General features: G+C 65.6%; 20 protein-coding genes. 10 read left to right on the forward strand and 10 right to left on the reverse strand.

Annotated features, from left to right (window positions below):
* Positions 1-12: 12 nt before the first annotated feature.
* From WG921_RS02035 to WG921_RS02045, 3 genes are read right to left on the reverse strand one after another with little or no spacing between them, the layout of a single operon-like run.
* A complete protein-coding gene (locus WG921_RS02035) occupies positions 13-783 on the reverse strand; it encodes a DUF1028 domain-containing protein (protein WP_340107531.1) in 771 nt (256 codons plus the stop codon).
* 12 nt (positions 784-795) lie between these two features.
* The gene (locus WG921_RS02040; protein ID WP_340107532.1) at positions 796-1,794 is read right to left on the reverse strand and encodes an ABC transporter ATP-binding protein; all 999 of its coding nucleotides are present in this window, start codon (positions 1,792-1,794) and stop codon (positions 796-798) included.
* Positions 1,787-2,809, reverse strand: a complete 1,023-nt coding sequence (locus WG921_RS02045) for an ABC transporter ATP-binding protein (RefSeq protein ID WP_340107533.1) — start codon at positions 2,807-2,809, stop codon at positions 1,787-1,789. Before WG921_RS02045 ends, WG921_RS02040 begins: the two co-directional genes overlap by 8 nt.
* A gap of 403 nt (positions 2,810-3,212) precedes the next feature.
* On the opposite strand from WG921_RS02045, the gene WG921_RS02050 reads away from it, so the two are divergent.
* The gene (locus WG921_RS02050) at positions 3,213-4,715 is read left to right on the forward strand and encodes an MFS transporter (protein ID WP_340107534.1); all 1,503 of its coding nucleotides are present in this window, start codon (positions 3,213-3,215) and stop codon (positions 4,713-4,715) included.
* A gap of 149 nt (positions 4,716-4,864) precedes the next feature.
* On the opposite strand, the gene WG921_RS02055 is transcribed toward WG921_RS02050, so the two are convergent.
* On the reverse strand, positions 4,865-7,507 hold the full coding sequence (locus WG921_RS02055; RefSeq protein ID WP_340107535.1) for an AAA family ATPase: 2,643 nt from the start codon (positions 7,505-7,507) through the stop codon (positions 4,865-4,867).
* Positions 7,504-8,622 carry a metallophosphoesterase family protein gene (locus WG921_RS02060; RefSeq protein WP_340107536.1) on the reverse strand — a complete coding sequence of 373 codons (1,119 nt, stop codon included), beginning with the start codon at positions 8,620-8,622 and terminating at the stop codon, positions 7,504-7,506. Before WG921_RS02060 ends, WG921_RS02055 begins: the two co-directional genes overlap by 4 nt.
* A 520-nt stretch (positions 8,623-9,142) precedes the next feature.
* Between WG921_RS02060 and WG921_RS02065 the strand changes: the two genes are divergently transcribed.
* Positions 9,143-11,179 carry a tetratricopeptide repeat protein gene (locus tag WG921_RS02065; RefSeq protein ID WP_340107537.1) on the forward strand — a complete coding sequence of 679 codons (2,037 nt, stop codon included), beginning with the start codon at positions 9,143-9,145 and terminating at the stop codon, positions 11,177-11,179.
* Between the two features lie 18 nt (positions 11,180-11,197).
* Here the strand turns inward: WG921_RS02065 and WG921_RS02070 are convergent, their stop codons facing one another.
* Positions 11,198-11,536, reverse strand: coding sequence for a DDE-type integrase/transposase/recombinase (locus WG921_RS02070; protein ID WP_340107538.1), 339 nt, complete (start codon positions 11,534-11,536; stop codon positions 11,198-11,200).
* A gap of 295 nt (positions 11,537-11,831) precedes the next feature.
* Here WG921_RS02070 and WG921_RS02075 point away from each other — a divergent pair, with 295 nt between their 5' ends.
* From WG921_RS02075 to WG921_RS02100, 6 genes are all read left to right on the forward strand, one after another.
* Entirely contained in the window at positions 11,832-13,349 is a 1,518-nt protein-coding gene (locus WG921_RS02075; protein WP_340107539.1) for an acyl-CoA carboxylase subunit beta, read from the forward strand.
* Positions 13,350-13,361: 12 nt separating this feature from the next.
* On the forward strand, positions 13,362-14,096 hold the full coding sequence (locus tag WG921_RS02080; RefSeq protein WP_340107540.1) for an acetate--CoA ligase family protein: 735 nt from the start codon (positions 13,362-13,364) through the stop codon (positions 14,094-14,096).
* A complete protein-coding gene (locus WG921_RS02085) occupies positions 14,096-15,589 on the forward strand; it encodes a CoA-binding protein (protein ID WP_340107541.1) in 1,494 nt (497 codons plus the stop codon). The genes WG921_RS02080 and WG921_RS02085 overlap by 1 nt, the downstream gene beginning before the upstream one ends.
* 49 nt (positions 15,590-15,638) lie before the next feature.
* Positions 15,639-16,481, forward strand: coding sequence for a TrmB family transcriptional regulator (locus tag WG921_RS02090; protein WP_340107542.1), 843 nt, complete (start codon positions 15,639-15,641; stop codon positions 16,479-16,481).
* A 346-nt stretch (positions 16,482-16,827) separates the two neighbouring features.
* Positions 16,828-18,054, forward strand: a complete 1,227-nt coding sequence (locus tag WG921_RS02095) for a hypothetical protein (RefSeq protein ID WP_340107543.1) — start codon at positions 16,828-16,830, stop codon at positions 18,052-18,054.
* Positions 18,055-18,193: 139 nt separating this feature from the next.
* On the forward strand, positions 18,194-19,645 hold the full coding sequence (locus WG921_RS02100; RefSeq protein WP_340107544.1) for an aldehyde dehydrogenase family protein: 1,452 nt from the start codon (positions 18,194-18,196) through the stop codon (positions 19,643-19,645).
* A gap of 51 nt (positions 19,646-19,696) precedes the next feature.
* Here WG921_RS02100 and WG921_RS02105 read toward each other — a convergent pair whose 3' ends face one another.
* From WG921_RS02105 to WG921_RS02115, 3 genes are read right to left on the reverse strand one after another with little or no spacing between them, the layout of a single operon-like run.
* The gene (locus WG921_RS02105) at positions 19,697-20,014 is read right to left on the reverse strand and encodes a putative quinol monooxygenase (protein ID WP_340107545.1); all 318 of its coding nucleotides are present in this window, start codon (positions 20,012-20,014) and stop codon (positions 19,697-19,699) included.
* Positions 20,015-20,023: 9 nt separating this feature from the next.
* Positions 20,024-21,079 (reverse strand): NAD-dependent epimerase/dehydratase family protein, encoded by a 1,056-nt coding sequence (locus WG921_RS02110; RefSeq protein ID WP_340107546.1) that lies wholly within the window; start codon positions 21,077-21,079, stop codon positions 20,024-20,026.
* Complete coding sequence (locus WG921_RS02115) at positions 21,076-21,369, reverse strand: putative quinol monooxygenase (protein ID WP_340107547.1); 294 nt, start codon at positions 21,367-21,369, stop codon at positions 21,076-21,078. The genes WG921_RS02110 and WG921_RS02115 overlap by 4 nt, the downstream gene beginning before the upstream one ends.
* Positions 21,370-21,530: 161 nt before the next feature.
* On the opposite strand from WG921_RS02115, the gene WG921_RS02120 reads away from it, so the two are divergent.
* Together WG921_RS02120 and WG921_RS02125 are read left to right on the forward strand one after the other, a co-directional pair.
* Complete coding sequence (locus WG921_RS02120; protein ID WP_340107548.1) at positions 21,531-22,559, forward strand: zinc-dependent alcohol dehydrogenase; 1,029 nt, start codon at positions 21,531-21,533, stop codon at positions 22,557-22,559.
* Positions 22,560-22,562: 3 nt separating this feature from the next.
* Positions 22,563-23,441 carry an alpha/beta fold hydrolase gene (locus tag WG921_RS02125; RefSeq protein ID WP_340107549.1) on the forward strand — a complete coding sequence of 293 codons (879 nt, stop codon included), beginning with the start codon at positions 22,563-22,565 and terminating at the stop codon, positions 23,439-23,441.
* Between the two features lie 43 nt (positions 23,442-23,484).
* Here the strand turns inward: WG921_RS02125 and WG921_RS02130 are convergent, their stop codons facing one another.
* Positions 23,485-24,756, reverse strand: coding sequence for a TRAP transporter large permease (locus WG921_RS02130; RefSeq protein WP_340107550.1), 1,272 nt, complete (start codon positions 24,754-24,756; stop codon positions 23,485-23,487).
* Positions 24,757-24,759 lie beyond the last annotated feature (3 nt).

Below are 24,759 nucleotides of genomic sequence, written 5' to 3' on the forward strand. Positions count from 1 at the left end.
TCGGTGTGGTCGTCAGCGAATGGCTTTCGGCGCGGACTGCGCCGCGCGGATCGCGCCGTGGCTGGGCGTGAGGTTGCGCCGTCGGTTCTCAAGCCGCTCCGAGCGGGCGGCTTCGAGCGTGGCCGCATCGAAGGCGCCATGCTCTCCCGCGACGCCGGGAAAATGGCGCGCGACAGGCAGAAAGTCATGGACGTGGACGCGCAAGAGCCGCTCCAGCTCGTCGAGCGGGGCGGCGTGATCGTCCGCCCTGATGTCGATGTCCGGATGGCCGGGGCGACCCCGGACCAGAAGCGCCGCCGATTGCCGCCCTCGGCAATCGCCGCCGACGCGTTCGCCGGCCTGCAGCGCCGCGATCAACCGTTCGCCGAAACCGCCGGAGGCGCTCAGGAAGCCGTCCAGAGTCGCCTGCGCCACCTCCTCGCCCGCCAGTGTGTTGCCCGCGACGGAGACGCCCGGTCGCTGGACCCGGCCCGACCAGTAGGGGCAGCGCCCGCCGGTATGGCCGGCGGTGGCGCCGTCTTCCGCCAGGACATGAAGCTGGCGCACGTCCGCGCCAGGATCGCTATCCAACAGGCGCTTGACGACCGCATCTGGGGTCTCGCCGTCCGAGAGAAGCCGAAGCGCGCGCGGGCCAAGGGCGCGGTTGACGATGGCCTGCGTCGCGACGGCGCCCACTCCCGCCTCGACATGCGGCACCATGGCGCCGACGGCGAAGAAACAGCTCGTGACCGCGCAGCCAAGCGCGCCTGTCTCGGGGTCCTTTGCAAGAATTGACCAGGTCATCTACCGTCTCCTTCAGGCGAAATGGCAAGCGGCGGCGTGTCCGCCGCCAAGGTCGCGAAAGGCGGGAACCTCTTCGCGGCACCGAAGCTCGGCGCGAAAACAGCGCGTGTGGAACGGGCAACCGGAGGGTTGCTCGACAGCGCTTGGCAGCTCTCCCTCGAGCACGATCCGGCGCGGCCTGCTCTCGACGTCAGGGTCTGGAATGGCCGACATCAACGCCTGCGTGTAGGGATGGCTCGGCGACAGATAGACGTCGTCCGCGGGGCCGGTCTCGACGATACGGCCAAGATACATCACGATTATTCGATCGCTGATGTAGCGAACGACCGAAAGGTCGTGGGAGATGAACAGATAAGTCAGGCCGAACTCCTCGCGCAATTCGAGGAGGAGCGCGAGGATCTGAGCCTGCACGCTGACATCCAGCGCGGACACCGCCTCGTCAGCGACGATCAGCGCCGGGTTGAGCGCAAGCGCGCGGGCGATCCCGATCCGCTGGCGCTGGCCGCCGCTGAATTCGTGCGGGCGCCGCTCGCCGTGACGGGCGGTCAGCCCCACTCTCTCGAGGAGCCAGGCGACGCGCTCCGCCTGCTCCGCCGGCGTTCCGACCCCGAAGGCGCGAAGCGGCTCGGCGACGATGTCCGCCACCTTCATCCTCGGGTTGAGCGAGGAATACGGGTTCTGCAGCACGATCTGCATATGTCGCCTGAGACGCCGGTTTTCCTTCGCGGGGAGACCGACGATGCTGCGGCCGCGAAAACGCACGTCGCCGCCATCGACCGCGAGCAGTTGCAGAATCGCCAGCCCGGCGGTCGACTTGCCGCATCCCGACTCGCCGACGATGCCGACCGTCTGCCCCTCGGCCACGTCGAAGCTGACGCCATCGACGGCGCGCAGCATCCGCCTGGGCTTGCCGCGCAGCGCGTCTGCAAGGCTCCGACGCATCGGATAATGCTTCTTGAGCCCATCGACCTCCAGAAGGGGCCGCGCATTGATCGCCGCGTCTTCAACCATAGAGATGGCACCGAACACTGTCGCCGTCGTCCATCTCGACGGCGGGCGGCGCGACCTCGCGGCAGATCCGCATCGCGCGCGGGCAGCGGGCATGGTAGCGGCAGCCGGTCACGCGGCTCCCGGCCTCCGGAACGGCGCCGGGGATCGACTTGAGTTCGCCGCGGCGGGTCGTGCGTCGTGGAATGGAATCGAGCAGGCCGACCGTGTAGGGGTGGCGGGGGCGACGAAACAGCCTGTTGGCCTGTATCTGCTCGACGATCTGCCCCGCATACATCACGGCGACCCGGTCGCAGGTCTCGGCGACGACCCCGAGATCATGGGTGATCAGGATGATGGCCATGTCGCGCTCGTTTCGCAGCCGCACGAGCAATTCCAGAATCTGGGCCTGAATGGTCACGTCGAGCGCGGTGGTCGGCTCATCCGCGATCAGAAGCGAGGGATCGCACGCCAGGCTCATCGCGATCATAACACGCTGCTGCATGCCGCCGGAGAGCTGGTGCGGATATTCGCGCACCCTCTCCTCCGGATCCTGGAGGTTGACCGCGCGAAGTCCCGCCAGAATGCGTTCGCGCACCGCGGCGTCGCTCGCGCGCCCTGTCCCGACACGCCGCCAGTGCAGACGGACCGCTTCCGCCAGTTGGCCGCCGATCTTTCGAACAGGGTTGAGCGACGCCATCGGGTCTTGCCAGATCATCGAGATATCGCCGCCCCGATACGGCCGCATTCGCCGCTCGCTCAGCGAGAGCAGGTCCGTGCCCCTGAGCTCGATGCTGCCGCCGGCGATCTCGCCTGGCGGGTCGATCAGGCGCAGCAGGGATGTGGCGGTCACCGACTTGCCGCTGCCGGATTCGCCTACGAGCCCCAGAATCTCCCCAGGCTTCACGTTGAAGCTTACGGCGTCGACCGCCGTATGATGCCCGCCGGGAATCGGAAATCTGACGACCAGATCCCTGACGCGGAGAAGGGCGTCGGAACCGGCGCTCGGGGGCCCACTGCGGCTCGAATCTGGAGTCATTGTGGAGGAAGCCTCAGCGAAAGGTGACTATATTTTGGTAAACATTGTTGACTGATATGTCAATCTGAGCGCGGACCGCGTTTCACGATGATCTCACCGCCCCGCCGCATGACTGAACGCTCCGACGCCGCTCAGGGCTTTGATGTTTCGTGTTGAGGCGAAGTGTTGAGCGTATTTTCACATGGGTCGGAAGTCGCCGCGGTTCGTCCGCAAATCGGGAGACCGGAATCGAGAGATCAGCCGCCTGAGCCTGCTTCGCCGGCATCCGCTTCATGCCGCGGAGGATTGTAAAGTATTGCCAGGTAAAGTGGATTTTTGACCCGGCTCTGAGCCTGGCGAATGGGAATAGGATGAGGCATGGGGTACATGACTCATTGGTTTCGCACACGGAAAGTTATGAATCATGGTTTCGTCGGATGCGAGCGCGAATATTTCCACAGGGTTGGACGCGGATCCGGAGACGGATCCGGTAAGGTGGCGCATCCTTTTCGTGCTGTTGGTCTCGATTTTCATGACGCTGGTTGGCGTCAGCATCGTGAACGTGGCCTTGCCCTCGATCCGGCTGGGCCTCGGCGCGTCGCAATCCGATCTGCAATGGGTGCTGTCGGGCTACGCGCTGACCTTCGGCGTCGTTCTGGTGGCCGCCGGGCGGGCCGGGGACATCATGGGCCGTGGCGGGCTGTTCCTTGTCGGCGCGGGCGTCTTCACCGCTGCTTCGGTCGCGGCTGGTCTGGCGCCTGACGCCACATGGCTCAATATCGCCCGGTTTGTGCAGGGGATCGGCTCGGGATTGCTGAACCCGCAGGGGCTCGGGATGATCCAGCACTATTTTCGGGGCGAAGCGCGCGGGCGCGCTTTCGGGTATTTCGGCGCGGCTGTCGGGTTTTCGGTGGCGGTCGGCCCCGTCCTCGGCGGCTTTCTGATCGAGCTTGGCGGACCCGAACTGGGGTGGCGGTTGACGTTTCTCGTGAATGTCCCGATTGGCGCCACGGCCATCGTCCTGGGGTTGTTGTGGTTTCCGCGCCCCCTGATCAAGCGCCTGCCTCGAATGGGAAGCGGTCTGCGTTCGCTCGACCCGGTGGGCGCGCTTCTCCTGGGGCTGGCCGTGCTGGCGATCCTGTTCCCGTTTGTCGAAGGGGGCGGCGACGCGGCTCTCTGGCTGCTGCTGCCGCTCGGTTTCCTGCTGGTTCGCCTCTGGGTCGGATGGGAGCGGCGCTATGTCCGTCTGGGCCTGAGCCCGATGGTCGATCTCAAGATCTTCTCGACCGGCAGCTACACCAACGGCATCACGATCATGGCGCTCTATTTCATGGGGATGACCAGCATCTGGGTGCTGGTCGCGCTCTATGTGCAGGAGGGCGGTGGAAAAACGGCGCTGCAATCCGGGACCTTCGGAATTCCGGCCGCCCTGCTTTCGGCCTATGCGGCCTATTGGGCCGGAAGCCGGGTCTCGCGGCTTGGCCGCAAGCTGGTCATTGGCGGCCTTCTTCTGGCGCTGCTCGGCCTCGGGCTGAGCATTGTCGTGGTCATCATGCACGAGGCGGGCCGTGTGAGCGTCTGGTGGCTCATGGTTTCGTTGTCCTTCGTCGGGCTGGCGCAGGGGATGGTCATCAGTCCCAACCAGACGCTGACGCTCGAGGATGTGCCGCTCGATTATGCGGGGAGTTCGGGGGCCATCATGCAGACCGGCCAGCGTATCGGCACGGCTGTTGGAATCGCGATTATCACCGCGGCGACGTTTTTCTCGCTCGCGGCGGCGTCGTGGTCGGCGGCGATGATTGTCGGGTTCGGGCTGATTTCATTCGTGATTTTTCTGGCGCTTCTCGTTTCGGTCAAGGATCTGCGCGAGCGCGCCATCCGTCATCAACCTCCGCTTCTCCGTGATCCGCCCCTTCATGGAGAGTGAGGCGGCGGCCTGAGCCGCACGGGCGCTCCGGAGACGGCTCCGCAGCCATTCTTGTTTGCTCCCGCGCCGCACGGAATTTTCCGCCGCCTCGGCGGGCGGGAGGCGCCCGATGACGCGCTGCGGCGAGAGCCCGCCCGTGACCGCCGGCCTCAGGGCTCCGGGCTCCAGTCGATCATCCGCAGCCCTTGGCCGCCCAGCGCCTGAAATGCGCGTTGGCGGCAGGTGAAGACGATGATCTGCAGGTCGCGCGCCTGCCGGTGCAGCGCGTCGAACATCTTCTCGATCCGGTCATCGTCCGAATAGACGAGCGCGTCGTCCAGGATCACCGGAACCGGCGCGCCGTTCCGCGCGAGAAGCCGGGCGAAGGCGAGGCGAGTGAGGACCGTCAGCTGCTCACGCATGCCGCCGCTAAGATCGCCGACGTCTTCCGCCTGGCCCTTCCGCTCCAGAGATTGCGGCAGAAGGCTCGCGTCGTCGAACGTGATCGACGCCTCCTCCAGCAAAAGCGCGAGCAGCGGCTTGAGCTCGGCCATCACCGGGCCGAAATACTGATCTCGCGCCGCGCTCCGCGCTTCGGTCAGCGCGCGCCGCAGCCGCGTCAACGCGGCGACCTCGGCTTCGAAGAGGCGCACGCGCTCCTCCGCCGCCTGGCGGCGGCCCCTGATCTCTTCGTAGACCTCCTCCACGGCGTCTTCGGACCGCGTCCGTATCCGGCCGGACAGGCCCTCGATCTCGACGCGGAGGGCCTGAGATTCCGCATGCGTCCGCTCGACGACGGAAGCCGCGCGCCTCGCGGCGGCCGCGGCGCTCTCGAGATCGGGAGCGGCCGCGCGCAGCGCCGCCGCCTGCGCGGTCTCCGCCTCCACGGCGCGCGCCGCGCCGCGCGCGGCTTCGCGGCGCGTCTCCAGTTCCTGCTCCCGCATGTCGGCGGGGCCCAGAACGGCGTCGGTCCTGTCGATCTCCGCCCGCGCCGCCTTGAGCGCCGCCTCGATGCGGATACAGGCCTCGCTCGCGGTGACGCGCGCCGCGGTCGCCGCGTCCTTCGCGGCCTGAGCGCCGGCGAGCGTCGCCGCCGCTTCATCCAGTTCTCGCGCGAGCGCGTCAGGGTCTCCGGCCTCCGGATCGACCGCCTCCGCCTTCTTCGACATTCGCCCGACCTCGGCCCGCAGGGCCTCCAGACCCTCGGGCGCCCGGACGCGAAGCTCGTCCCGGGCCGCCTTCACCGCCTCCGCCTTCACCGCCGCGAGCTGCTGTCGCTTGCGCAGGGCGGAGAGGCTTTCGACATCGAGCAGTTCGAGGAGATCGGCGTGGTCGCGCTCCGCTTTGACGAGCGCGCTCACTGCGGCTCCGGCGTCTTCGCCCCCGCCGGGAGAGACGATCATGGACCCGATCCCCGCCATCTCCAGCGTGACCGGGCCGGTCAGGACGCGTCGTGCGCCGCCGGCGAGCGGCGCGCCGCCCTCCAGCACGCGCCCCTCCCCGCCTTTCTCATAGGCGATCTCGATCACGGCCGCTTTCGCTTCGGCGGCGGCGCGAAGCGCGCCGATCCGGCGCTCGAGGCTCTCCAGAGCGTCGATGTCTTCGGGGCGCGCCTTCAGCGCCTCGAAGGCGGCCGTCTCCTCTTCGACGCGGCGGCGCGCCTCCTCGGCGTGTTTCAGGTTCTCTTTCAGCGCCTTCAAATTGATCGTGGCCTCGGCGGCGAGAGACGCCTTCTGCGCGGTCGCGTATGCGGCGCGCGTCCTCCCGGCGGCCTTTTCGGCGGCGGCTTGCTCCGCGGCGGCTTGCTCTTCCGATCTCCGCGCGGCGTCCAGCCGGGCGACGGCTTCCGCGTGCGCGCGCTCCAGCCGGGAGACGGCCGCGGCCTGATCCGCCGCAGCCGCCAGCGCGGCGCGGTAGGTCTCGAGCGCGCCATGCGCGGCGTCATGCCGGGCCGCCGCAAGCTGCGATGATTTTTCGGCTTCGGAGAGCTTCGACGCGTGGGCCTCCGCGGCTGTCAACGCGGCCGCCGCGCGGTCCATCTCCATCTTCTGCGCCGCCAGCGTCTCCGGGTCGGTCAACCGCTTGAGGCGCTCGCGCTTGGCGCGGCGTTCATCGAGCGCGCTCCTGAGGTTTTCGACATCGAGACGCAGCGCGTCCTCCTCGCCCGAAAGCCTGGCGGCCTCGTCGATCGCGGCCGCGTAGGGGCCGCCGGCCTTCGGCCGCCCGGTGTTGGTCACGAGGCGCCCAAGCTCCTCGCCGGATCGGTCAAGCGCGCGCATCATCCGGCGCCCGCCGGTGAGGGCCTCCACCTCGCCGCCCGCGACCGACGTCAGAACATCCTCGCGGGCTCGGCGTTCGGCGTCCTGCTCGCCTCTCGTCCCGCCCCCCATCTCGGTGACGCCCTGCCGGACCCAGAGCAGACCCGCCGGGCCGCCGGCGCCGCCGGCGACGAGCGCGTCGATCCAGCGTTCCGCTTCGTCCGCCTGCGCGATCAGCCGGTTGGCCGAGAGATCGGTCACCGCCGCGCGTTTGCCCGCGTAATATTGCTTTCGCAGGCGAAAAAGCCCCGCGTCCGTCTCCACGTCCGCCTCGATCACCGGACTGCCGCCGCTATAGGGGCGAAGCTGGCGCACTGCGGCCGCGGTGCTGGTGTGCGCCTGAAAGAAGAGCGCGTGCAGCGCATCGAAACTTGTCGATTTGCCGTGCTCGTTCGGCGCGGTGAGCACGTTCACGCCGTCGCCGATCTCCTCCATGGCGACGCCGCGGCCGGCGAAGCGGCGCACATTCCAGAGCCTGAGCGCCCTGAGCTTCACGACGCCTCCGTCACGTAGTCGTAGAGCCGGGAGAGCGCGGCCTTCGCCGCTTCGCGCTCTGGAGCGGAGAGCGCGTCGGAGCGGGCGTCCGCCAGCAGCGCTTCCGCCGCCTCCCGCAGCGCGCCCGCCTTGTCGATGACGTCGAGATCGTCGACCTCGTAATCCAGCCCAAGATCGTCCTCGCGAAGCTCGAACCAGGCGAAATCGGCTTCGACGGCCGCGCTCGCTCCGATCAGCGCCGCCCGCTCCGCGAGGCTGCAGCGCCCCTCGACAACGACCCGCGCGAGCGTCTGCCGCCGGCGGCCGATCTCCGGCAGCGAGTCCGTGAGCCGGGCGCCGGCGTCGGCGCCGGGCTGGAGAGAGACGTCGCACGTTCTCCAGTCGAAGGCGCCGGTGTCGGCGGGCGCCGCCACCGGCGGCGCGCCCCGCTCGCCGATGCTCACGACGAGGGCGCGGCCCGGCGCGCGATGCTTGAAACGATCGGGCTCCGGAGCTCCGGAATACCACGTGCGCTCGCCGATCCGCATCTGCCCGTGCCAATCCCCGAGCGCGAGATAGTCGAGCCCGGACCGCTCGGCGCGGTCCGGCGCGATCACGTCCGACGCGCCGTCCTCGCCGAAGCTCTGGACCGCTCCATGAGCGAGGCCGATCCGGATCGCCGATGGGTCGACCTCCGCGTCGGACATCCATTCCGTCAGGTCGCGCCCGGGGCGCCGCGCCGTGCAGGGCGCAGGGAGGATGACCACGCCCGCCGCGATTTCGATCGGCGTCGGCGTGAGCGCGAGAATGACGTTGTCCGGCCTTTGGGCGCCGATCGAGGACCAGAGCGGATCGGCGGCGAGGGAGTCGTGGTTGCCGGGAAGAAGGACCCATCGGATATCCGCCGCCGCGCCCATGGCGCGCAGCGCCTGACGCACGACCGCAGGCGACGGGGTTTCGGCGTCGAAGACATCGCCGGCGACGAGAACCGCCGCCGCCCCCTCGGTCTTCGCGAGCTCGGCGAGGGTCTGGATGCTGGCGTGACGCGCCTCGGTCAGGCGCCCCCGCAGCGCCTCGGGCATGCGCCCGAACCGCTTTCCGAGATGAAGATCGGATGTGTGAATGAAGCTGAACATCGAACCCGTCTGAACACCTCCACCATACGCCGACACATTCGGGAGCGTATCCTGTGGCGGGTGTCTGTAAAGGCTTACGTGGCGGGCGGTCCCCGACACAAGGTCATATGAGTCTTAGTCGGATTCCGAAATCCACATCGCGGCGCATCAGCCCCGAGGCGCGGCGGAGGCGGGCATCGCGCGGTCTGACCTGGTTGATTTCGGCTTGGCTCTGATCCGGTCTTTGCTTCCGACGAGGGGCGGGGCGTAAGGCCGGCTGGCGCGCCCCCGGCAAGCTCGCCATCTCAGAGATCCCCCCCGGACACCGCCATCGCCGCGCTCGTCCGAATTGAATCCGGCGGAAAATCTCAGGCGGCCCATGCGCGCCAACCGCCTGCCGGATCACGTGTTCAGCCCTTATTGCGCGCGCGCGGACACCATGGTGGGCGCCTGGGCGTGTGGAAATCCGCGCTTCTGTTTTGGTGAATCGTTGATTCTCGTTTACCTTTACTGGATTGGCCATCGGGGGGTGGGGCGGATCATGGACTTTTTTGCGCCGTTCGCGCGTTTGGCCTGCGCGCTCTTTCTTTCCTTGATCCTGTCGGCCTGCTTTATTCAGTTCGACGAACCTCCGTTCGACCCAGCGGAAGGCGTCGCGCTGGCCGGCGACGACGCCCTCGTCGTCGTGCTCGGAAAAGGCGGCTTTCCGAAGAAGTCCAAGGCGGGGGATGAGGTCGGCGTCCTCAAGCTCCAGCAAGCGGGCTATCTGCTGTCGTCGGAGGGGGACCGCTCGGGCGGGCTCACGATCTCCTTCCACGAGATTCCGGGGAGGGATGGCCTCCTCTTCATGCAGTTTCGCGATGAGGGCGGAGATCCCTGGAACGGCTTTTTCGCGAGAATGACCGGAAAGCGGGAGATCTCCATCGCTGCGCTTTCGCTCTCCGCGGAGACGAAAGCCGCGCTTCCCCACCTTGGCGTCGAAGTCGGAAGCGATGGCGCCGTGAAAGCGAAGACCGCCATCCAGGCCCGCATGATCATCGAAGCCGCTTTCGAAGACGACAGCTTCGACGAGATGAAAACCGCCGGCTTCACCCCGTTTTTCCGCATCGCCTCGACGAGAGCGGAAAAGGAGCGGCTGCGCCTCGCGGCCTATCATGACAATTGCCTGGCCTGGGCGGGGCATGTCTATGACCCCGAGGTGCGCAAGCTCGCGCCGGACTACCGGAACGGCGTCCCCGCCGACGAGATCGAAGCGGATGCGATCGACATCTGTCGGCGCGCCGCGGCGCTGCCGGGCGCGTCGCCTTCCGTCCGGATCGCCCTGGCGCGCGCGCTTCAGAACAATGGCGGGGAGCGGGAGGCGCGGGAGATCATCGCGGAGCTGGCTGATGACGGCGACACGCTCGGAGCCTATCTCAAGACGAGCTTCATGGCCCTTGGAGACTGGCCAGGCGCGACGCCGGACGACGGCTATCGGGAGATGGCCGAGGCGGCGCGCGCCGGGAACTGGATCGCCGGCATCGTCGCGGCGGATCAGTCGGTGAACGGGAGCGGCGCGCTCGGCCCGGGCGAAGCCCTGAATTTCGCCCTCGACGGCGCAAAACGCCATCCCGGCGGTTACTATGCGGCCGGGCGCATTCTTCTTTACGGAACCGGCGTCGCCGCCGATTTGCCCCGCGCCCACGATTATTTCGAACGCGCCTCGGCCGCCGACTTCGCCTACGGAAATCTCTATTACGGGATGACGCTCATCTACGGCTGGGGCGTGGAGAAGAATTTCAAGAAGGCGGTCAAACCGCTCGAGAGGGCCCGAGAGCAGGAGCTGAACTGGGCGAACTATTATCTTGGCTATCTCTACGCCTACGCCGGCGACGACCTGAAGGACGAGCGCAAGGCGTTCAGCTATTTCCAGAAGGCGCACAAGGCCGACATCGCCGACGCGACCGCGGAACTCGGCGTGAGAACCTATTTCGGAACCGGAACGAAGGCGAACCCGAAGGAGGGCAGGGCGCTGGTTCTCGCCGCCATGAAAGAAGGCTCCAAAAGCGCAAAGGACTTCCTGAACCGCATCGAGAAGGCGGAGAAGGGCGCCAGAGCGCGATCGACGACGCGCGACGAGTCCCGCGGCGCCGCGGAGTCTCCGTTTCCGAAAACCGGCTACCGGAAAGGAAATCTCCTCTCCGCGATTTATGAAGGGCGCACCAGGGGCGTGGACCCGGCGCCGTACGGGTTCTACCTCAGCACGTTCGCGACAATGTTCATCAACGCGGAGGATCGCGCCTGCCAGGTTCTCGTCGGGCCGCGGGCGCGCGGCGCGCTTGTGGCGCTCGGCTCGGTCGACGCCCTTCAGAAGATCCTCGGCCCCCTCTTCGACGCGCATAAACGCGGCAGCGACGGGAGAGACGACGCGTTCGGAGACGGTATGGCGGCCGGGCTTCAGGGGACCCTTCAGGGCGCTGAAGCTGAGGCCTCGGCCAAGGCGGATGCGCAGACATTCTACAACCGCCACCGCTGCGCGTCCCCCGTAGCGATCCTCTTTTTCCAGAAGTTCAACGCCTTCGTCACCTCGAAGAGATGAAGGCGCGCCGCCGCTTCGTCACGCCGCCCATCGGGCCGCGACGCCTCGCCCGGCCCGCTCAGAACGAGTGATCGCGCGGCCCGGGCGCGTCGTCGGATAAAGCTGGAGGGAGCTTGCGGTCCGGTTGTTCGGCCAGCGGCCGGTCAACCGCCTGCCCCCTGCGCCAAGTGTCCTGAGCGCGGCGCGCTTGTCTCGACGCCTGGTCGCCACGACCTCGAGCGTCTCTCCATCGTGATCGACGGCGCGCCAGCGCCAGTTGGGGAACGCGCGCATCGCGTTTGCGCGTTTGCGACGGATCTCGGCGGCGAACATCGGGCCGAACCCGGTCCCCCAGAATCGGATCGTCTCGCGGCTCACGCCGATTCTCCTCCCGTGGAGGAGGCCCCGCGACGATAGCGGGAGCCGGAGTTGCGTGGTCATGGTCAGACGGGTGATGGCCGGGCTTTTGAAATTTCAGAAGGATCTGCATGCGCTTATCCGGCGCGGCTGCGCGCCGGGCCTCCGGTGCTCAAGCCGGTTTCGGCTGACAAAGCCCTCTACGGGATTGTGGACAGTCGAATCAAAGAGTAGTAGCGATAACACCTACGAAATATGACGGGAGGCACCGAGGCACATGAAGGGCGATCCGCAGGGCGCGAATTTCAGAGCATCATTGGACGAATTCGAACGCCGGCGCGCCAAGGCGCTCGCCATGGGAAATCCGGAGAAACTCGATGCGCGCCGCAAGGCCGGCGTGCTGAACGCCCGTGAGCGCCTCGATTGCTTTCTCGATGAGGACAGTTTCACCGAGTTCGGCCTTTTCGCCACGTCGCACCGCCCGGAGATGCGGGAGAAAACCCCGGCGGACGGCAAGATCGCCGGCTTCGGGCGCGTCAACGGTCGGCCCGTCGCGGTCGTTTCGAACGACTTCACGGTTCTGGGCGCGTCGTCGAGCGTCATCAACGGCAAGAAGGTGAAGCATATCAAGGACGTCGCGGTTTCGCGCGGCATACCGATGGTGTGCCTCGGCGAATCCGCCGGCGCGCGGATGCCTGACCGCATGGGCGCGAGCGGCCGCGCGCTCCTCGGGCAGGACCCGGTCGAGTTCCGCCGATGCCGCGAAATGCCGCTGGTCTCCGCGCTTCTGGGCGACTGCTATGGCTCGTCGACGTGGTACGCGTGCCTGTCTGACTTCACGGTGATGCGCAAAGGCGCGACGATGGCGGTCGCGAGTTCGCGCGTAACCTCCATCGCGATCAATCAGACCGTCGATCCCGAGGAGCTCGGCGGCTGGCGTCTGCATACGGAGAAGACCGGCCTCGTCGACTATGCGGAAGCGAGCGACGAAGAAGCGCTGGCGGTCGTCAAGCGCTATCTCAGCTACATGCCGCAACATCAGGGGGAGGTTCCGCCGTCCACCGATGCTCCGGTCCGCTCCGACGGCGCGCGCGAAGCCATTCTCGACCTTCTGCCCGAAGGCCGCTCCCAGGTTTACGATTCCCGGAAAGTCGTCGCTGCGATCGTCGATGAGGGAAGCGTCTTCGAGATGAAGCCCCGGTTCGGCAGGTCGATCGTGACGGCGCTGGCGCGCGTCAGCGGCCGGGTTGTCGGCGTCATCGCCAACAACCCGATGGTTCGAGGCGGAGCGATTGACGTCGATGCGATGCGCAAGGCGACCAGCTTCGTGGTCCACTGCGATTCCTTCAACATTCCGCTCGTTTTTCTGGTGGATCAGCCCGGCTTCCTGATCGGCGTCGACGGCGAGAAACGCTGGGCGCCCGGGCGCATCATGAACTGGATGAACGCGCTTTCTCTCGTCACCGTTCCCCGCATCGCCATCACGCTGCGCAAGAATTACGGGCAGGCCTATCTGAACATGGGCGGCGGGCGCAATTCCGACGCCTCCGCAGCCTGGCCCTCAGCCGATTTCGGGTTCATGGATCCGCATGTCGGCGTCAATGTTCTCTACGGCCTCAAACGCGAAGACGACCCGGAACGCTTTGATCGGCTGGTGAAGGAGATATCGAACGATAGCTCCGCATATGCGTTGGCGGCCCTTTTCGAGAGCCATACGGTTCTGGATCCGCGGGACACGAGCAAATTCATCACCAGCGCGCTGGACATCCACTGTGGCGGCCCGACCAACGGCGTCGGGAGCCATCACCTCGCCAACTGGCCGACCAGCTACTGAGAAGGTGGCGCAATGAGCGATCCGCACCCCCCGGCATGGAGACGTCTCCGGAGCGACATCATCGTCGCGCGGGATGGAGGCGCTTCGGCGCTCGACGAATATCATGCGAAAAACGTCCTCGTCCGTCTCGGCATCGCCGTACCAAGGGGGGTGCGCGTAGGCGAAGAGGAGGAAATCTCCCCGCGCCTCCGGGATTTATCCGCCCCGTTCGCGCTCAAGGCGCTGGCGAGCGCTCCTCTGCACAAGAGCGACATTGGCGCGGTCAGCCTCCACCTGCGATCGGCAGCCAGCGTCGAGGAGGCCAGAGAGAAAATCGCCGCGCGCCTCGCAAGCTCAAAAATAGCCGTCACCGGATACCTCGTGGAGGAGATGGCTTCGCCCGGCGTCGAGATTGTGATCGGCGGAGTCATCGATCCGCAACTCGGGCCGATGCTCATGCTCGGCGCGGGCGGAATTTTCGCCGAGATCCTCGACGACACTGCGTTCGGTCTCTGTCCGATCAGTCGAAACGACGCGCAGAGAATGTTGCGGGAGCTCAAGGTCTATCCGATTCTCGCCGGAGCGCGCGGGCGAGAACCCGTCGCGATGGACGCGCTGGTCGACGCGCTGATCGTCCTCGGCGGGCCCGACGGCTTTTTCACACATAACGCGGACATCGTTCGGGAGTTCGATCTGAACCCGATCTTCGTCAGTCCGGCTGGAATCGTCGCCGTGGATGCGCGCATGGTTATCGGAAGCGTGGCGTGATGCAGGATCGCAAGAACCCGGGCGCCGCGCAGGCGCGCTTCGCAGCGCTTTTCAATCCGCAAACGATCGCGGTCGCCGGCGCGTCGGCGTCGCAGGTCACTGCGGGCAACCGTTTCATCCGGCTGTTGCGGCATTGGAATTTTCGCGGCGAGATTTACGCGATTCACCCGAGGGCGGAAACCATCGAGGGTGTTCCCGCCTACCGGTCGCTGGCCGAAACGCCGCGTCCGGTCGACTACGCCTACATCACGATTCCTGCGGCGCATGTGCCCGAACTTCTCGCGGCGGCGCGCGGCCGCGTCGCTTTCGCGCAAGTCATGGCCAGCATCGCCCCGGACAATCTGGCGGCTTGGGAGCGAGAGCTTCTGGGCGCGGCGAAGTCGGCGGGGGTGCGCCTGATCGGTCCGAACTGCATGGGCACGCATTCGCCGCGAGGCGGATACACCTTCATGGAGGGCGCGCGTCTCGAGCCGGGCGACGTCGGGGTGGCGGCGCAGAGCGGAGGGCTCGGCATGGACATCCTGCGCCGGGGCCAGGCGTCCGGTCTTCGCTTTAGCGGCCTCGTCACCCTCGGCAACAGCATCGACGTCACGCCGGTAGACATGCTCGACTACTTTCTCGACGACCCCGAGACGCGCGCGATAGGCCTCTACATCGAAGACGTGAAGGACGGCGCCAGATTTCGCGCCCTGCTTGACGCGAACGCAGGCGCCAAGCCCGTGGTCTTGCTGGTCGGCGGCCTGACGACGCTCGGCGGAGCGGCGGCCGCCTCGCATACGGGCGCCATGACCGGCGGCGGCCGCGCGTGGGAGGCGCTGGCCCGTCAGACCGGCGCCATACTCACCTTCACGCTCGACGACTTTCTTGAAACATTGCAGACCTGCGCCTGGCTGACGCCGAAGCCCACGTCGTCCGCAGCGGGAATCGTCCTCTTTGGAAACGGCGGCGGAACCAGCGTTCTGGCGTCGGACGCCGTCGCCCGCGCAGGCTTCGGCCTCACGGGAATGCCGCCGGCCGCGCTCGCCGAGATCGCCGAACTGCGGCTGCCGCCCGGTGCGAGCGTTGTCAATCCGATCGACCTTCCCGCGAGCGTGTTGCAGGAACAGCAGGGCCGCATCGCCGGCCATATACTCGAAATCGTGCGCCGACACGCCAAACCGCACGCCGTTATCGCGCATCTCAACCTGCCGGTGATCATGGGCTATCGCCACATTGAGAATTTCATGCCGAATCTGATCGAGGCATTGCTCAAGATCGGATCCAGTGCGACAGCGGCGCCACATCTTGTTCTCGCCCTGCGCTCCGACGGAAGCGAAGAGGTGGATGCATGGAGGCGAACGTTCCGGTCCGCCGCGACGGCGCGAAGGGTCCCCTGTTACGACGAATTGCCTCAGGCGGTGTCGGCGCTGTCGCGATTCCGATACTACGAAGATTTCATCGCCGATCGTCTTGCGGGGAGCTACAGTGAAGGGAGGCGCGAAGACGGCGCCTGAAACTTGGGAGACATGCGTTATGGGTATGACTGTGGTTGCGCGACAATCCGTGCCCGATGACCTTCTGGTCGACCTCAAACGCCTGGGATTCACCGAATACGAGGCGCGGGTATACTTTCAGCTGCTTTTGCAAAGCCCCGCGACTGCGTATGAGGTCGCGAAAGCCAGCGGCGTCCCGCGTCCCAACACCTATAATGCGCTCGAAGCTCTGTCGCAGCGGGGCGCTGTTCTTCCTGTGAGCGAAAGCCCGGTCCGGTATATCGCCGCGGCGCCCGACAAACACATAGATCACATCGGTCGAACGACGCTCGCCCTTTGCGATGATCTTGTGCGGCGACTATCCAAGCTGACGCCCGCCGCCAACGATACTTACGTCTGGACATTGCACGGCGAGACCAGCGTCCGCGACAAGATCGACTCTCTGCTCGATGCGAGCAAGGTCTCGATCTGGGTGAAGGCGGCGGACGATGTTCTGCGCGTCCATGCGAAGGCGCTTCGCGCCGCCGCCGAACGGGGTGTCGAGATATTCATCATCCTGTTTGGCGGCGACGCGGACGAATTCAACTTTGGTGAAAACTGCAGCGTCTATCTGCATGAGGGCAACGGCGTTCGCATGGGGTCGGCGGACAATCTGTTCACCCTGGCGATCGATCATGACGAGATGCTGACCGCGGTCATCGAAGACGAAATGACCGCGTCCTACACCCGCAATCGGGCGGTCGTGCGCATGGCGGAGTCCCTGCTCCGGCACGATTATTATATGGCGGAGATCTACGTCCGGTTCGGCGATCAGATTGACGCGGTGTTCGGCCCCTATCTTCGCGATTTGCGTCTGCGAACCTTTTCGCCGGAACAGGCGTCCTCGTTCAGGGACAAGACCGGACTGCGTTAGGCAACGCCCGCCGGTGAAACGGCGGGCGCCTTTCTCCAATTTCCTGATTTGGCGGTCCGATGGCCGGCGTGCGCCGCCTCGCCGGGTTCCTTCGCGAATGCGCCGGCTTCCGCCGATGCGATAGGCCGGCCGCCTCCATGCGCAGCCTTGTGGGCTGGCCGTCAAATAGACGTTGCAATTACAACCACTCATATCCTCTAATGGCCCGCCGAAGGGATACGCGCAGAGGAAGATTCGTCTGGATGAGGAATGTCGAAAGCTCGGACGAAGCGATGAAAATCGGCGCGGCGCCGCCCGTGGTTCGCGCCCGTTCGACCTGCCGGTCAGCCCGCGAAAGCATCGACGCATGACAGATGGAGACGGCGGATCGAGCACTGGCGGCTTTGACCGTTTCGGTGGTTCGAAAAAACTGGGATCGCATGCGACCGGATTTTTCAGGATTGAGAATCTCGCGGGCCGGTGGTGGTTCATCACCCCCGAGGGCAATGCATTCTTTTCTTTGGGCCTCAATCATATATCCAGCGGCGCCCTGCGCGGGCCGGAGACCTTAAAGGACTTCCTCGCCAAATATGGCGGCGACGAAGGCTGGATTCGCGATGCGGTCGCTCCGGATCTCAGGTCATGGGGGTTCAACTCGATCGGCTGGACCCAGGAAGTCGCGCAGCGATACGCGCCGCAAGATCCGCTGAAGCGGGTGGACGCGCCAGATCCGCGCCGCGGCTGGGGCGCCAATTTCGCTCTCCTTCATGATCGGCCATGGGAGCACGAACGTTATCAGTGGGCGGGCATGCCGTACTGTCATTCACTGAATTTCGTGAACAACGCATATTACTATGATGGATCGATCAGCGCCCTGGGCGACTCGATGCATTACCCGGATGTTTTTGATCCATATTTTGAGGACCACTGCGACCATCTCGCCCGAACCTATGCCGGAAGCATGCGGGATGACCCGAACCTGATCGGCTATTTCTTTTCTGACGTTCCTGACTGGTCGGGTGAAGTTCATTCGCGTCACTGGGCGCGATCCGTGGAAGGCGCCTTTTACAGCGACGCCGATGCGCGGATCGCCGCCATCGCAAACTACTATTTCAAAACAACCGCCGCCGCGATCCGCCGCTATGATCCGAACCACCTTTTGCTGGGTGATCGCTTCCTCTGCGGCCGCGCGCTGCCAGATTCGGCGCTCCTTGCGATGAAGGATCATGTCGATGTTCTCTCGGTTCAGTCCGGAGGGAATTTCGACGAGGAAAGGGTGCAACTCCGCAATTGGCGAGAGCGCTGCGGCAAGCCGATACTGCTTTGCGATGCCGTGATGCCTCCGCAATATTTCGAGCCGCCGCAGCAGAAAAACCGCGGCGACGCCTACATCCGCTATCTGCGTGCGGCGCTCACCGCGGATTCCGTCATAGGCGTGCATTTCTGCGGCGCCTATGTTCGCGCCGACCCTCGTGGATGGGGGATCAAGTCGGCTTCGGACGAGGCTGACCGCGATCTGATCGATGCGTTCATGAGCATCCACGCCAAGGCTTATGACGTCGCCCTCGACAACGATCAGGCGGAGGTGCTGTGAGACCGCGCGCCGATCCGCCGCCACGGGAGCCCGGTCCGGCTCCCGCCTCCCTGTAGCGCCCTGGCGGCCGTAGCAATGATCGCCACCATCAGCCACAATCGATCGGACCAGTCCCCGATACGCATCTTGAGGAAAGCCCGTGCAAACTGAAAACGCTCCGGCCAACCTGGAAAGCGCCAACTCGGCGATGTCCAGGATCGGCGACGAATGGGTCTTGTCGAAGCGAATTTTCGAATGGCGCGAACCGTTCCGCGGTCAGGTCGCCACTAGGGTGAATTTCGCCGATCTCGCCGATCTCGATCGCGCGCTCGACGCTGCGGTGGCGGCGCGGCCGGTCGTGGCGGGCTTGCCGGGGTATGAGCGCGCCAGCATCCTGCGCCGCGCGGCGGGGCTCCTGGACGAGCGAAAGGCCGAAATCGCCGGCATGATGAGCAGGGAAACCGGAAAAGCCATCAGCGACGCCAACCAGGAATTGTCGCGCGCCGTCGAGGTCCTCGGCTTTTGCGCGGAGGAAGCGATCCGCATCGAAGGGCGTCACATTCCGTTGGACGGCAGCGCGTTGGGCGTTGGAAAGGTCGCGATCGGCCTTCGTTTCCCGGTTGGGGTCGTCGCTGGAATCGTCCCGTTCAACGCGCCGGTCAACCTCGCATGTCACAAGATCGGGCCGGCGCTGGCGGCTGGCGCCCCAATCGTGATCAAGGCGCCGCCGCAGGCGGCATACACGCTGCAATTGTTGGCGCAGGTCTGCGTGGACGCGGGGTTCCCCACCGGCGCGATCGGCCTTCTGCACGGCGATGCGGAGCTTGGCCGGGCCTTCGTGCGCGATCCGCGGGTCGATTTCATATCCTTCACCGGGTCGGCCGGCGTCGGCGCGGAGATCAAGGCGGCCGCCGGAACGCGTGGCTGCATACTCGAACTCGGCGGCGTGGGGCCGACCATCGTTCATTCCGACGCCGACATCGAAAAGGCGGTCCCGATATGCGCGCAAGCCGGCTTTCGTCTCGCGGGTCAGAGCTGCGCGTCCGTTCAGAACCTCTTCATTCATGAAGACGTCGCAGAGGATTTCACGTCGCGCATCCTCGCGTTCACAAAGACGCTGAAGCTCGGCGATCCGGCCGATTCCCAGACCAATATCGGACCGGTCATCGACGAACAGGCCGCCGAGCGTATCTCCACATGGCTCGCCGAAGCACGTGAGGCCGGCGCGAAGGTGCTATGCGGCGGTGGGCGCGACGGCACGATGGTCGAGCCGACGCTGATGACGAATGTCACGCCGGAAATGAAGGTCGTCTGCCGCGAGGTGTTCGGTCCGGTCATTGCGCTCCGACCTTACCGCGACCTGGACGAAGTGTTCGGCTGGATACGCGGCACCGGCCTTGGCCTGAATTGCGGCCTGTTCACCGCCGCCCACGCCGTCGCCCTGAGGGCGGTTCGAGAGTTGCGGTGCGCCTCGATCATCGTCAATGGCGCGACGGCGTTTCGCCCTGACCAACTCCCCTATGGCGGGCTGGGCGGGAGCGGCTACGGCAGGGAAAGTCCGCGCGACACGGTAAGGGCGATGACCGAGGAGCGTCTGCTGGTCTTTGCGTAAGCCTTCGCAGGCGGGGCGTGGCGCGCGACGTGAAATGCGCCACGCCGTCCGCTAGCGGCCCGGCGAGGCTTCGTCGGCGCCGCCCAGCTCTTGGCTCCAGAACCACCAGTCGCGTGAGATCACCATTTCGGCGGTGTCCGCTCTGAATTCGGCCAGATGCGCCGTGGCCCGATGAGCGTCGAAGGCGGCCTGATCGACATAGGTCTCGAAGAGCAGGAACAACGCCGGATTTTCGGCGCTCTGATGGAAGCGAAACGACAAACAGCCGGGCTCGCGCTCCATCGAGTTTCGCGCATGCGCCATCAGGCGATTTTTGAACGCCTCCATGGCCTCGGGCCGACACACGATATGAGCGGTATGGACGATCATGGGCTGAAGTTACGGCAGGATTCGAAGAGCGCGATATTCATCGAGCATCGCCTCCAGCATCGCGAGGCTGTCAATTCGGTCAGGAAACCCGGCGTCATGCAGTCTGTCCGTATTCGATGCGACGTCATGTTTCTGGCCGAAGAGAAAATCCGCGAACGGGAAATGCGCGACGGCGTCGAGCGGAAGCTGCTGGAGCGACGATTTTCTGACGATATCGGTCCAGAGGCCGGCCTTCTCCGTCATCCACGGCGCCAACGCGCGCGCGCGGGGTTCGCCTGGCGTCATCCCGAACCTGGCGGCCAGCCGCGGCCAGAACTCCGCCCAGGTGAAATGATCGCCATTGGTGACGTTGAAGGCCGCATTCCGCGCCCTGGAGCCTGAGGTCAGATGGAGGATGGATCGCCCGAGCAGATTCCGCTCGGTCACTTCCGTCAAGGCATGGAACGCCGCCCCGTCGCCAGGAAAATCGAGCACGGTGGACTCTTCACGGCGGATCGCCGCATAGGCGCCGAGCGTCGACACCAGATTTCGGCCATGCCCTGGCCGCACGGCGCAGACATAGCTCGGTCTCGACGCGGTCCAGCGCCAGCGTTTCCCCGACTGGAAATCCTGCAGCCATTCCTGTTGCGCGTGATAGAAATTTCGCGCCGCCGGGAGCGGCTGATCCTCCCGCGCGGGCGTCGCGGCGGAGCCGGACGCGAAGTCGTACCATTTCCCGCCCTCGACGATATGAACATCCGAGAGCAGCGGCGCCATGTCGTCCGCCGATTCGACGAGGTTGCGCAACATCGCGACATTTTCCGCGACGTCTTCGCCGCCGCCGTCCCGGAAAGGGGCGCGCGCGCAATAGAAGACATGGGTCACATCGGCGAGCGCGTCTGCAAGCGCGGCGCGCACCGCTCCCCGATCGAGAAGGTCAATCGCGACATGCGCGTTCGCCGTCCCCGGCCGCGCGCTGCGGGTGACGCCAAGCGCCGCCACACCCTCGCGCGCGAGCTGCTCCATCAGCCCCGACCCGACATGGCCGGTTGCGCCTGCGACAATAGCCTTGGGCGGCGCGCTCATATCTCGACCCTTCCACCGAGCATTCTGGTGCGATCGACAAGCATTGTCTCGATCGCGCTCATGAAGGACTTGCAATAGGGTTGCTGAAAGTGGGCGTCCCACGCCGCCCGATCGACATACATCTCGATGAGAAACGCCGTATTCGGCTCTTCATCGGATAGAACCACATCAAACTGAAGACAGCCCGGCTCGCTCCTTGCCGCTTCCGCGTTGACTGCCGCAAGCTTCGCCCAACTGGGGCGCATGCCCGCCTTGACATGGTGGATGGCGAGGACGGTGAAGGCCGGCACGTCGGCACCTCCGATAATGGCCGGGATTCGGCGAAAATCTCCCGTCACTTTCTAGATGAAATTAGTAGTTGTAACAACAACTATTATTTCTTGCCTGCGACGACGCCATCCACTAGCGTGTCGGCGGCGGGTGTGCCCGCGAACCAACCGGAGGATCGTACATGAAGGCGCTGCTACTTCGCGCTCCGAACGATTTCGACGTTGTCGACCGGCCGGCGCCCCGAATGGCGAAAGGCTCGGCGCTGCTTCGGATCCATCGCACTGGCGTCTGCGCCACTGATATCGCCACGATCCGGGGGCAAAGCCGGATGGCGGTCTTTCCGATGACGCCCGGTCATGAATTCGTCGCGCGGATCGAAGAGATCGAAGCCGATGCGGGCCACCAGGTGGGCGATTGGGTCACGATCTATCCGACTCAGGGATGCGGCCATTGCGCCGCCTGCCGCAAGGACGCGCCGAATTTCTGCCCAGAGTTCAGAGTATGGGGGGTGCATCGCGACGGCGGCGCCTTTGCCGAACAAATGGTGGTTCCGATCGACCATTTGCTGCCGGTCCCGGCGAGTCTGCGGGGGGACGCCGGCGCGCTGATTGAGCCGACCGCCGTCGCGGCGCACGCGCTCCGGCGGGCGCGGCTCCAGCCGGGACACCGCGTCGCGATCATCGGCGCCGGCGTCATCGGGTTGCTCATCGCCCAGGCGGCGCGCGCCGCGGGCGCCGCGCAGGTGGTTGCGGTTGACCGGCTGCCCGCGCGCAGGGCGGCCGTGGAGGCGCTCGGGCTCGACGGTTTCCTCCTCGCCAAGGGCGGGAACCTCGCTGAGGACTTGTCCGCGTTCGCGGATGAGCCGTTCGACATCGTTTTCGACAATGTCTGCGTTCCCGAGACGCTCACCGCCGGCGTCGCGGCGCTGCGGATCGACGGCGCGCTCGTGTTGCTGGCCTTTCCGCATGGCGACGAAGAGCCGCCGATCCCCTACACGGCGGCCTACCGAAAGGAACTGTCGCTGATCCTGTCGCGAAACTACGCGCGTGAGGATTTCGTCGAAGCCACCAGGTTGCTGGAGGCTGGCGCGATTTCGTCGGAGGTGATGATAACCGGCGCCTTCGCACTGTCAGATTTCGCGAAAGCTTACGGCGAACTGCGCGACACGCCGGAGCGACATCTCAAAGTGCTGATCGACCCACAGAGGTGACAAATGCCGCTTTTCGATGGATTCGAATCCACCCTCACAGAAGTTGACGGCTGCGAGATTCACGCGCGTGTCGGCGGTGAAGGTCCACCCGTTCTGTTGTTGCACGGGTATCCTCAAACGCATGTCTGCTGGCACAAGGTCGCGCCGGCGCTCGCACGACACTTCACGGTGGTTGCGGCCGACCTGCGCGGCTACGGAGACAGCGGGAAGCCCGAGGGCGGCGGCGACCATGCGGCCTATTCCAAGGCGAGAATGGCGAAAGACATGATTGGCCTGATGGAGAGGCTCGGTTTTGAGCGCTTCATGGCTGCTGGTCATGATCGCGGCGGCCGGGTCGTCCAGCGTATCGCCCAGGCGCATCCGGAACACGTCTCTCGCGTCGCCATCCTCGACATCATCCCGATGACGCTCGCGCCCGACATGTTCCAGAAGGTCGACTCCAATTTCGGCCGCGACACCTATCACTGGTTCTTCCTGTCGCAACCCTGCGACCTGCCGGAACGCCTGATCGGCGCCGACCCGGAGTTCTTTCTCCGATGGACGCTCGAATCCTGGGGGCGCCGCGAGGGGTGGCTTTCGGAGGAAGCCTTCGCGGAGTACATCCGCACGTTCCGCGATCCGGCCTCAATCCACGCAACCTGCGAGGATTACAGGGCCGGCGTGACCGCCGACGCCGAGGACGGCCCCGCCGGGCGCATCGCCGCCCCACTTCTTTCCCTCTGGGGAAGGGAGAGCAAGTTCGGCCGCCGGTTCGATCCGGTCGCCTACTGGCGGACGCTCTGCGACGAGGTGAGCGGCGTCGAGGTTCCGGGCGGTCATTTTATCGCCGAGGAATCCCCTGACGAAGTGGCGGCTGCGCTGATCGACTGGTTCGGTCGCTGACCCTCGACGCCCGACGTCTTGCGCCGCCGGGCCGGCGGCGCGATCACAGCAGCGCGGTCGAGAACCAGGGAATGAACGCGAGCAGCATCAGGCTGACGAAAAGGCCTACAATCATCGGCGCGGCGCGCCCGGCGATCGTCATGACCGGCGTTCGTGAGATGGAGCTGGCGACAAAGAGGTTCAGCCCGACAGGCGGCGTCACGAAGCCGATGGCGAGCGTAACCACGAAGATCACCCCGAAATGAACCGGATCGAGCCCGATCGAACTGGCGACCGGCGCAAGCAATGGCGTCAACAGAATGACGTTCGGCGTCGTCTCCATGAGCATGCCGGCGACGAGCAGGATGAGGATCATCACCAACATCAGGACTGTCGGGTCCGAAGAAAGCAGGAGCAGCGCTTCAACGCCTGCGCGCGGCAGATTGAGCACCGCCAATATCTGCGACAGCGCCACGGCGAGCGCGATGATCGGCGCGATAAGGCCGGTGATGTCGGCGCTTACGTTCACGATGCGGGGCAGATCCCTGACCTTGAGCTCACGCGTCACGAATAGGCCGACAACGAGGCAGTAGGCGGCGGCGACGGCCGCAGCCTCCGTTGGCGTGAAAATGCCGCCATAGATCCCGCCGAGAATGATCGCGGTGGCTCCGAATGCGAGATTCGCGCGCAGCCCGGTCCGCAGCAGTTCACGTCCGCTGAACGGGATCCTCTTGCCGATGCCGCGGCGCCGGCAGGTTATGGTCGCAATGACGCCCATGGTGCCGATCATCAGGATGCCGGGGATGATGCCGGCGATAAAGAGATCGCCGATCGAGGTGCCCGACGCGACCCCGTAGAGCACGAAGACGATGCTTGGCGGGATGATGATGCCGACCGTTCCGCCGCAGGCGGCCACAGCGGCCGAATAGTCCCGCGGGTAGCCGTCTCGCTCCATCGGATCCAGCATCATCCGGCCCATCGCCGCCACCGTAGCGGCGTTCGAGCCGCTGATCGCGGCGAAGAACCCGCAGGCGATCAGGAGCGTCAGCGCGAGGCCGCCATGCGCCCAGCCGATCAATGCGCGAGAGAAATCTATCAGTCGCTTCGCGATCCCGGAATGTCCGATCAGATCGCCGGTCAATATATAGAGCGGCATGGCGAGCAGCGGGAAGAGGTTGATCTCCGAAAATGTCGCGATGCCGATATTGTCGATGGTGAAATTCTTCTGGGTCAGAACAAGAAAGACGGCGCCCAACCCAAGGCAAACCACAATCTCCACCCCGAGCAGGAGAAAGACCGCCATGCCCCCGAGCGCCAATGCCACACTAGCGTCCATGAC

Source organism: Paludibacillus litoralis, from assembly GCF_037646705.1.
GTDB lineage: Bacteria > Pseudomonadota > Alphaproteobacteria > Rhodobacterales > Rhodobacteraceae > Pikeienuella > Pikeienuella litoralis.

Bases quoted from the DNA above. Each gene is read 5' to 3' on its own strand.
- WG921_RS02035 (WP_340107531.1), bottom strand. From the start codon at position 783: ATGACCTGGTCAATTCTTGCAAAGGACCCCGAGACAGGCGCGCTTGGC.
- WG921_RS02040 (WP_340107532.1), bottom strand. From the start codon at position 1,794: ATGGTTGAAGACGCGGCGATCAATGCGCGGCCCCTTCTGGAGGTCGAT.
- WG921_RS02045 (WP_340107533.1), bottom strand. From the start codon at position 2,809: ATGACTCCAGATTCGAGCCGCAGTGGGCCCCCGAGCGCCGGTTCCGAC.
- WG921_RS02050 (WP_340107534.1), top strand. From the start codon at position 3,213: ATGGTTTCGTCGGATGCGAGCGCGAATATTTCCACAGGGTTGGACGCG.
- WG921_RS02060 (WP_340107536.1), bottom strand. From the start codon at position 8,622: ATGTTCAGCTTCATTCACACATCCGATCTTCATCTCGGAAAGCGGTTC.
- WG921_RS02065 (WP_340107537.1), top strand. From the start codon at position 9,143: ATGGACTTTTTTGCGCCGTTCGCGCGTTTGGCCTGCGCGCTCTTTCTT.
- WG921_RS02080 (WP_340107540.1), top strand. From the start codon at position 13,362: ATGAGCGATCCGCACCCCCCGGCATGGAGACGTCTCCGGAGCGACATC.
- WG921_RS02085 (WP_340107541.1), top strand. From the start codon at position 14,096: ATGCAGGATCGCAAGAACCCGGGCGCCGCGCAGGCGCGCTTCGCAGCG.
- WG921_RS02095 (WP_340107543.1), top strand. From the start codon at position 16,828: ATGACAGATGGAGACGGCGGATCGAGCACTGGCGGCTTTGACCGTTTC.
- WG921_RS02105 (WP_340107545.1), bottom strand. From the start codon at position 20,014: ATGATCGTCCATACCGCTCATATCGTGTGTCGGCCCGAGGCCATGGAG.
- WG921_RS02110 (WP_340107546.1), bottom strand. From the start codon at position 21,079: ATGAGCGCGCCGCCCAAGGCTATTGTCGCAGGCGCAACCGGCCATGTC.
- WG921_RS02120 (WP_340107548.1), top strand. From the start codon at position 21,531: ATGAAGGCGCTGCTACTTCGCGCTCCGAACGATTTCGACGTTGTCGAC.
- WG921_RS02125 (WP_340107549.1), top strand. From the start codon at position 22,563: ATGCCGCTTTTCGATGGATTCGAATCCACCCTCACAGAAGTTGACGGC.
- WG921_RS02130 (WP_340107550.1), bottom strand. From the start codon at position 24,756: ATGGACGCTAGTGTGGCATTGGCGCTCGGGGGCATGGCGGTCTTTCTC.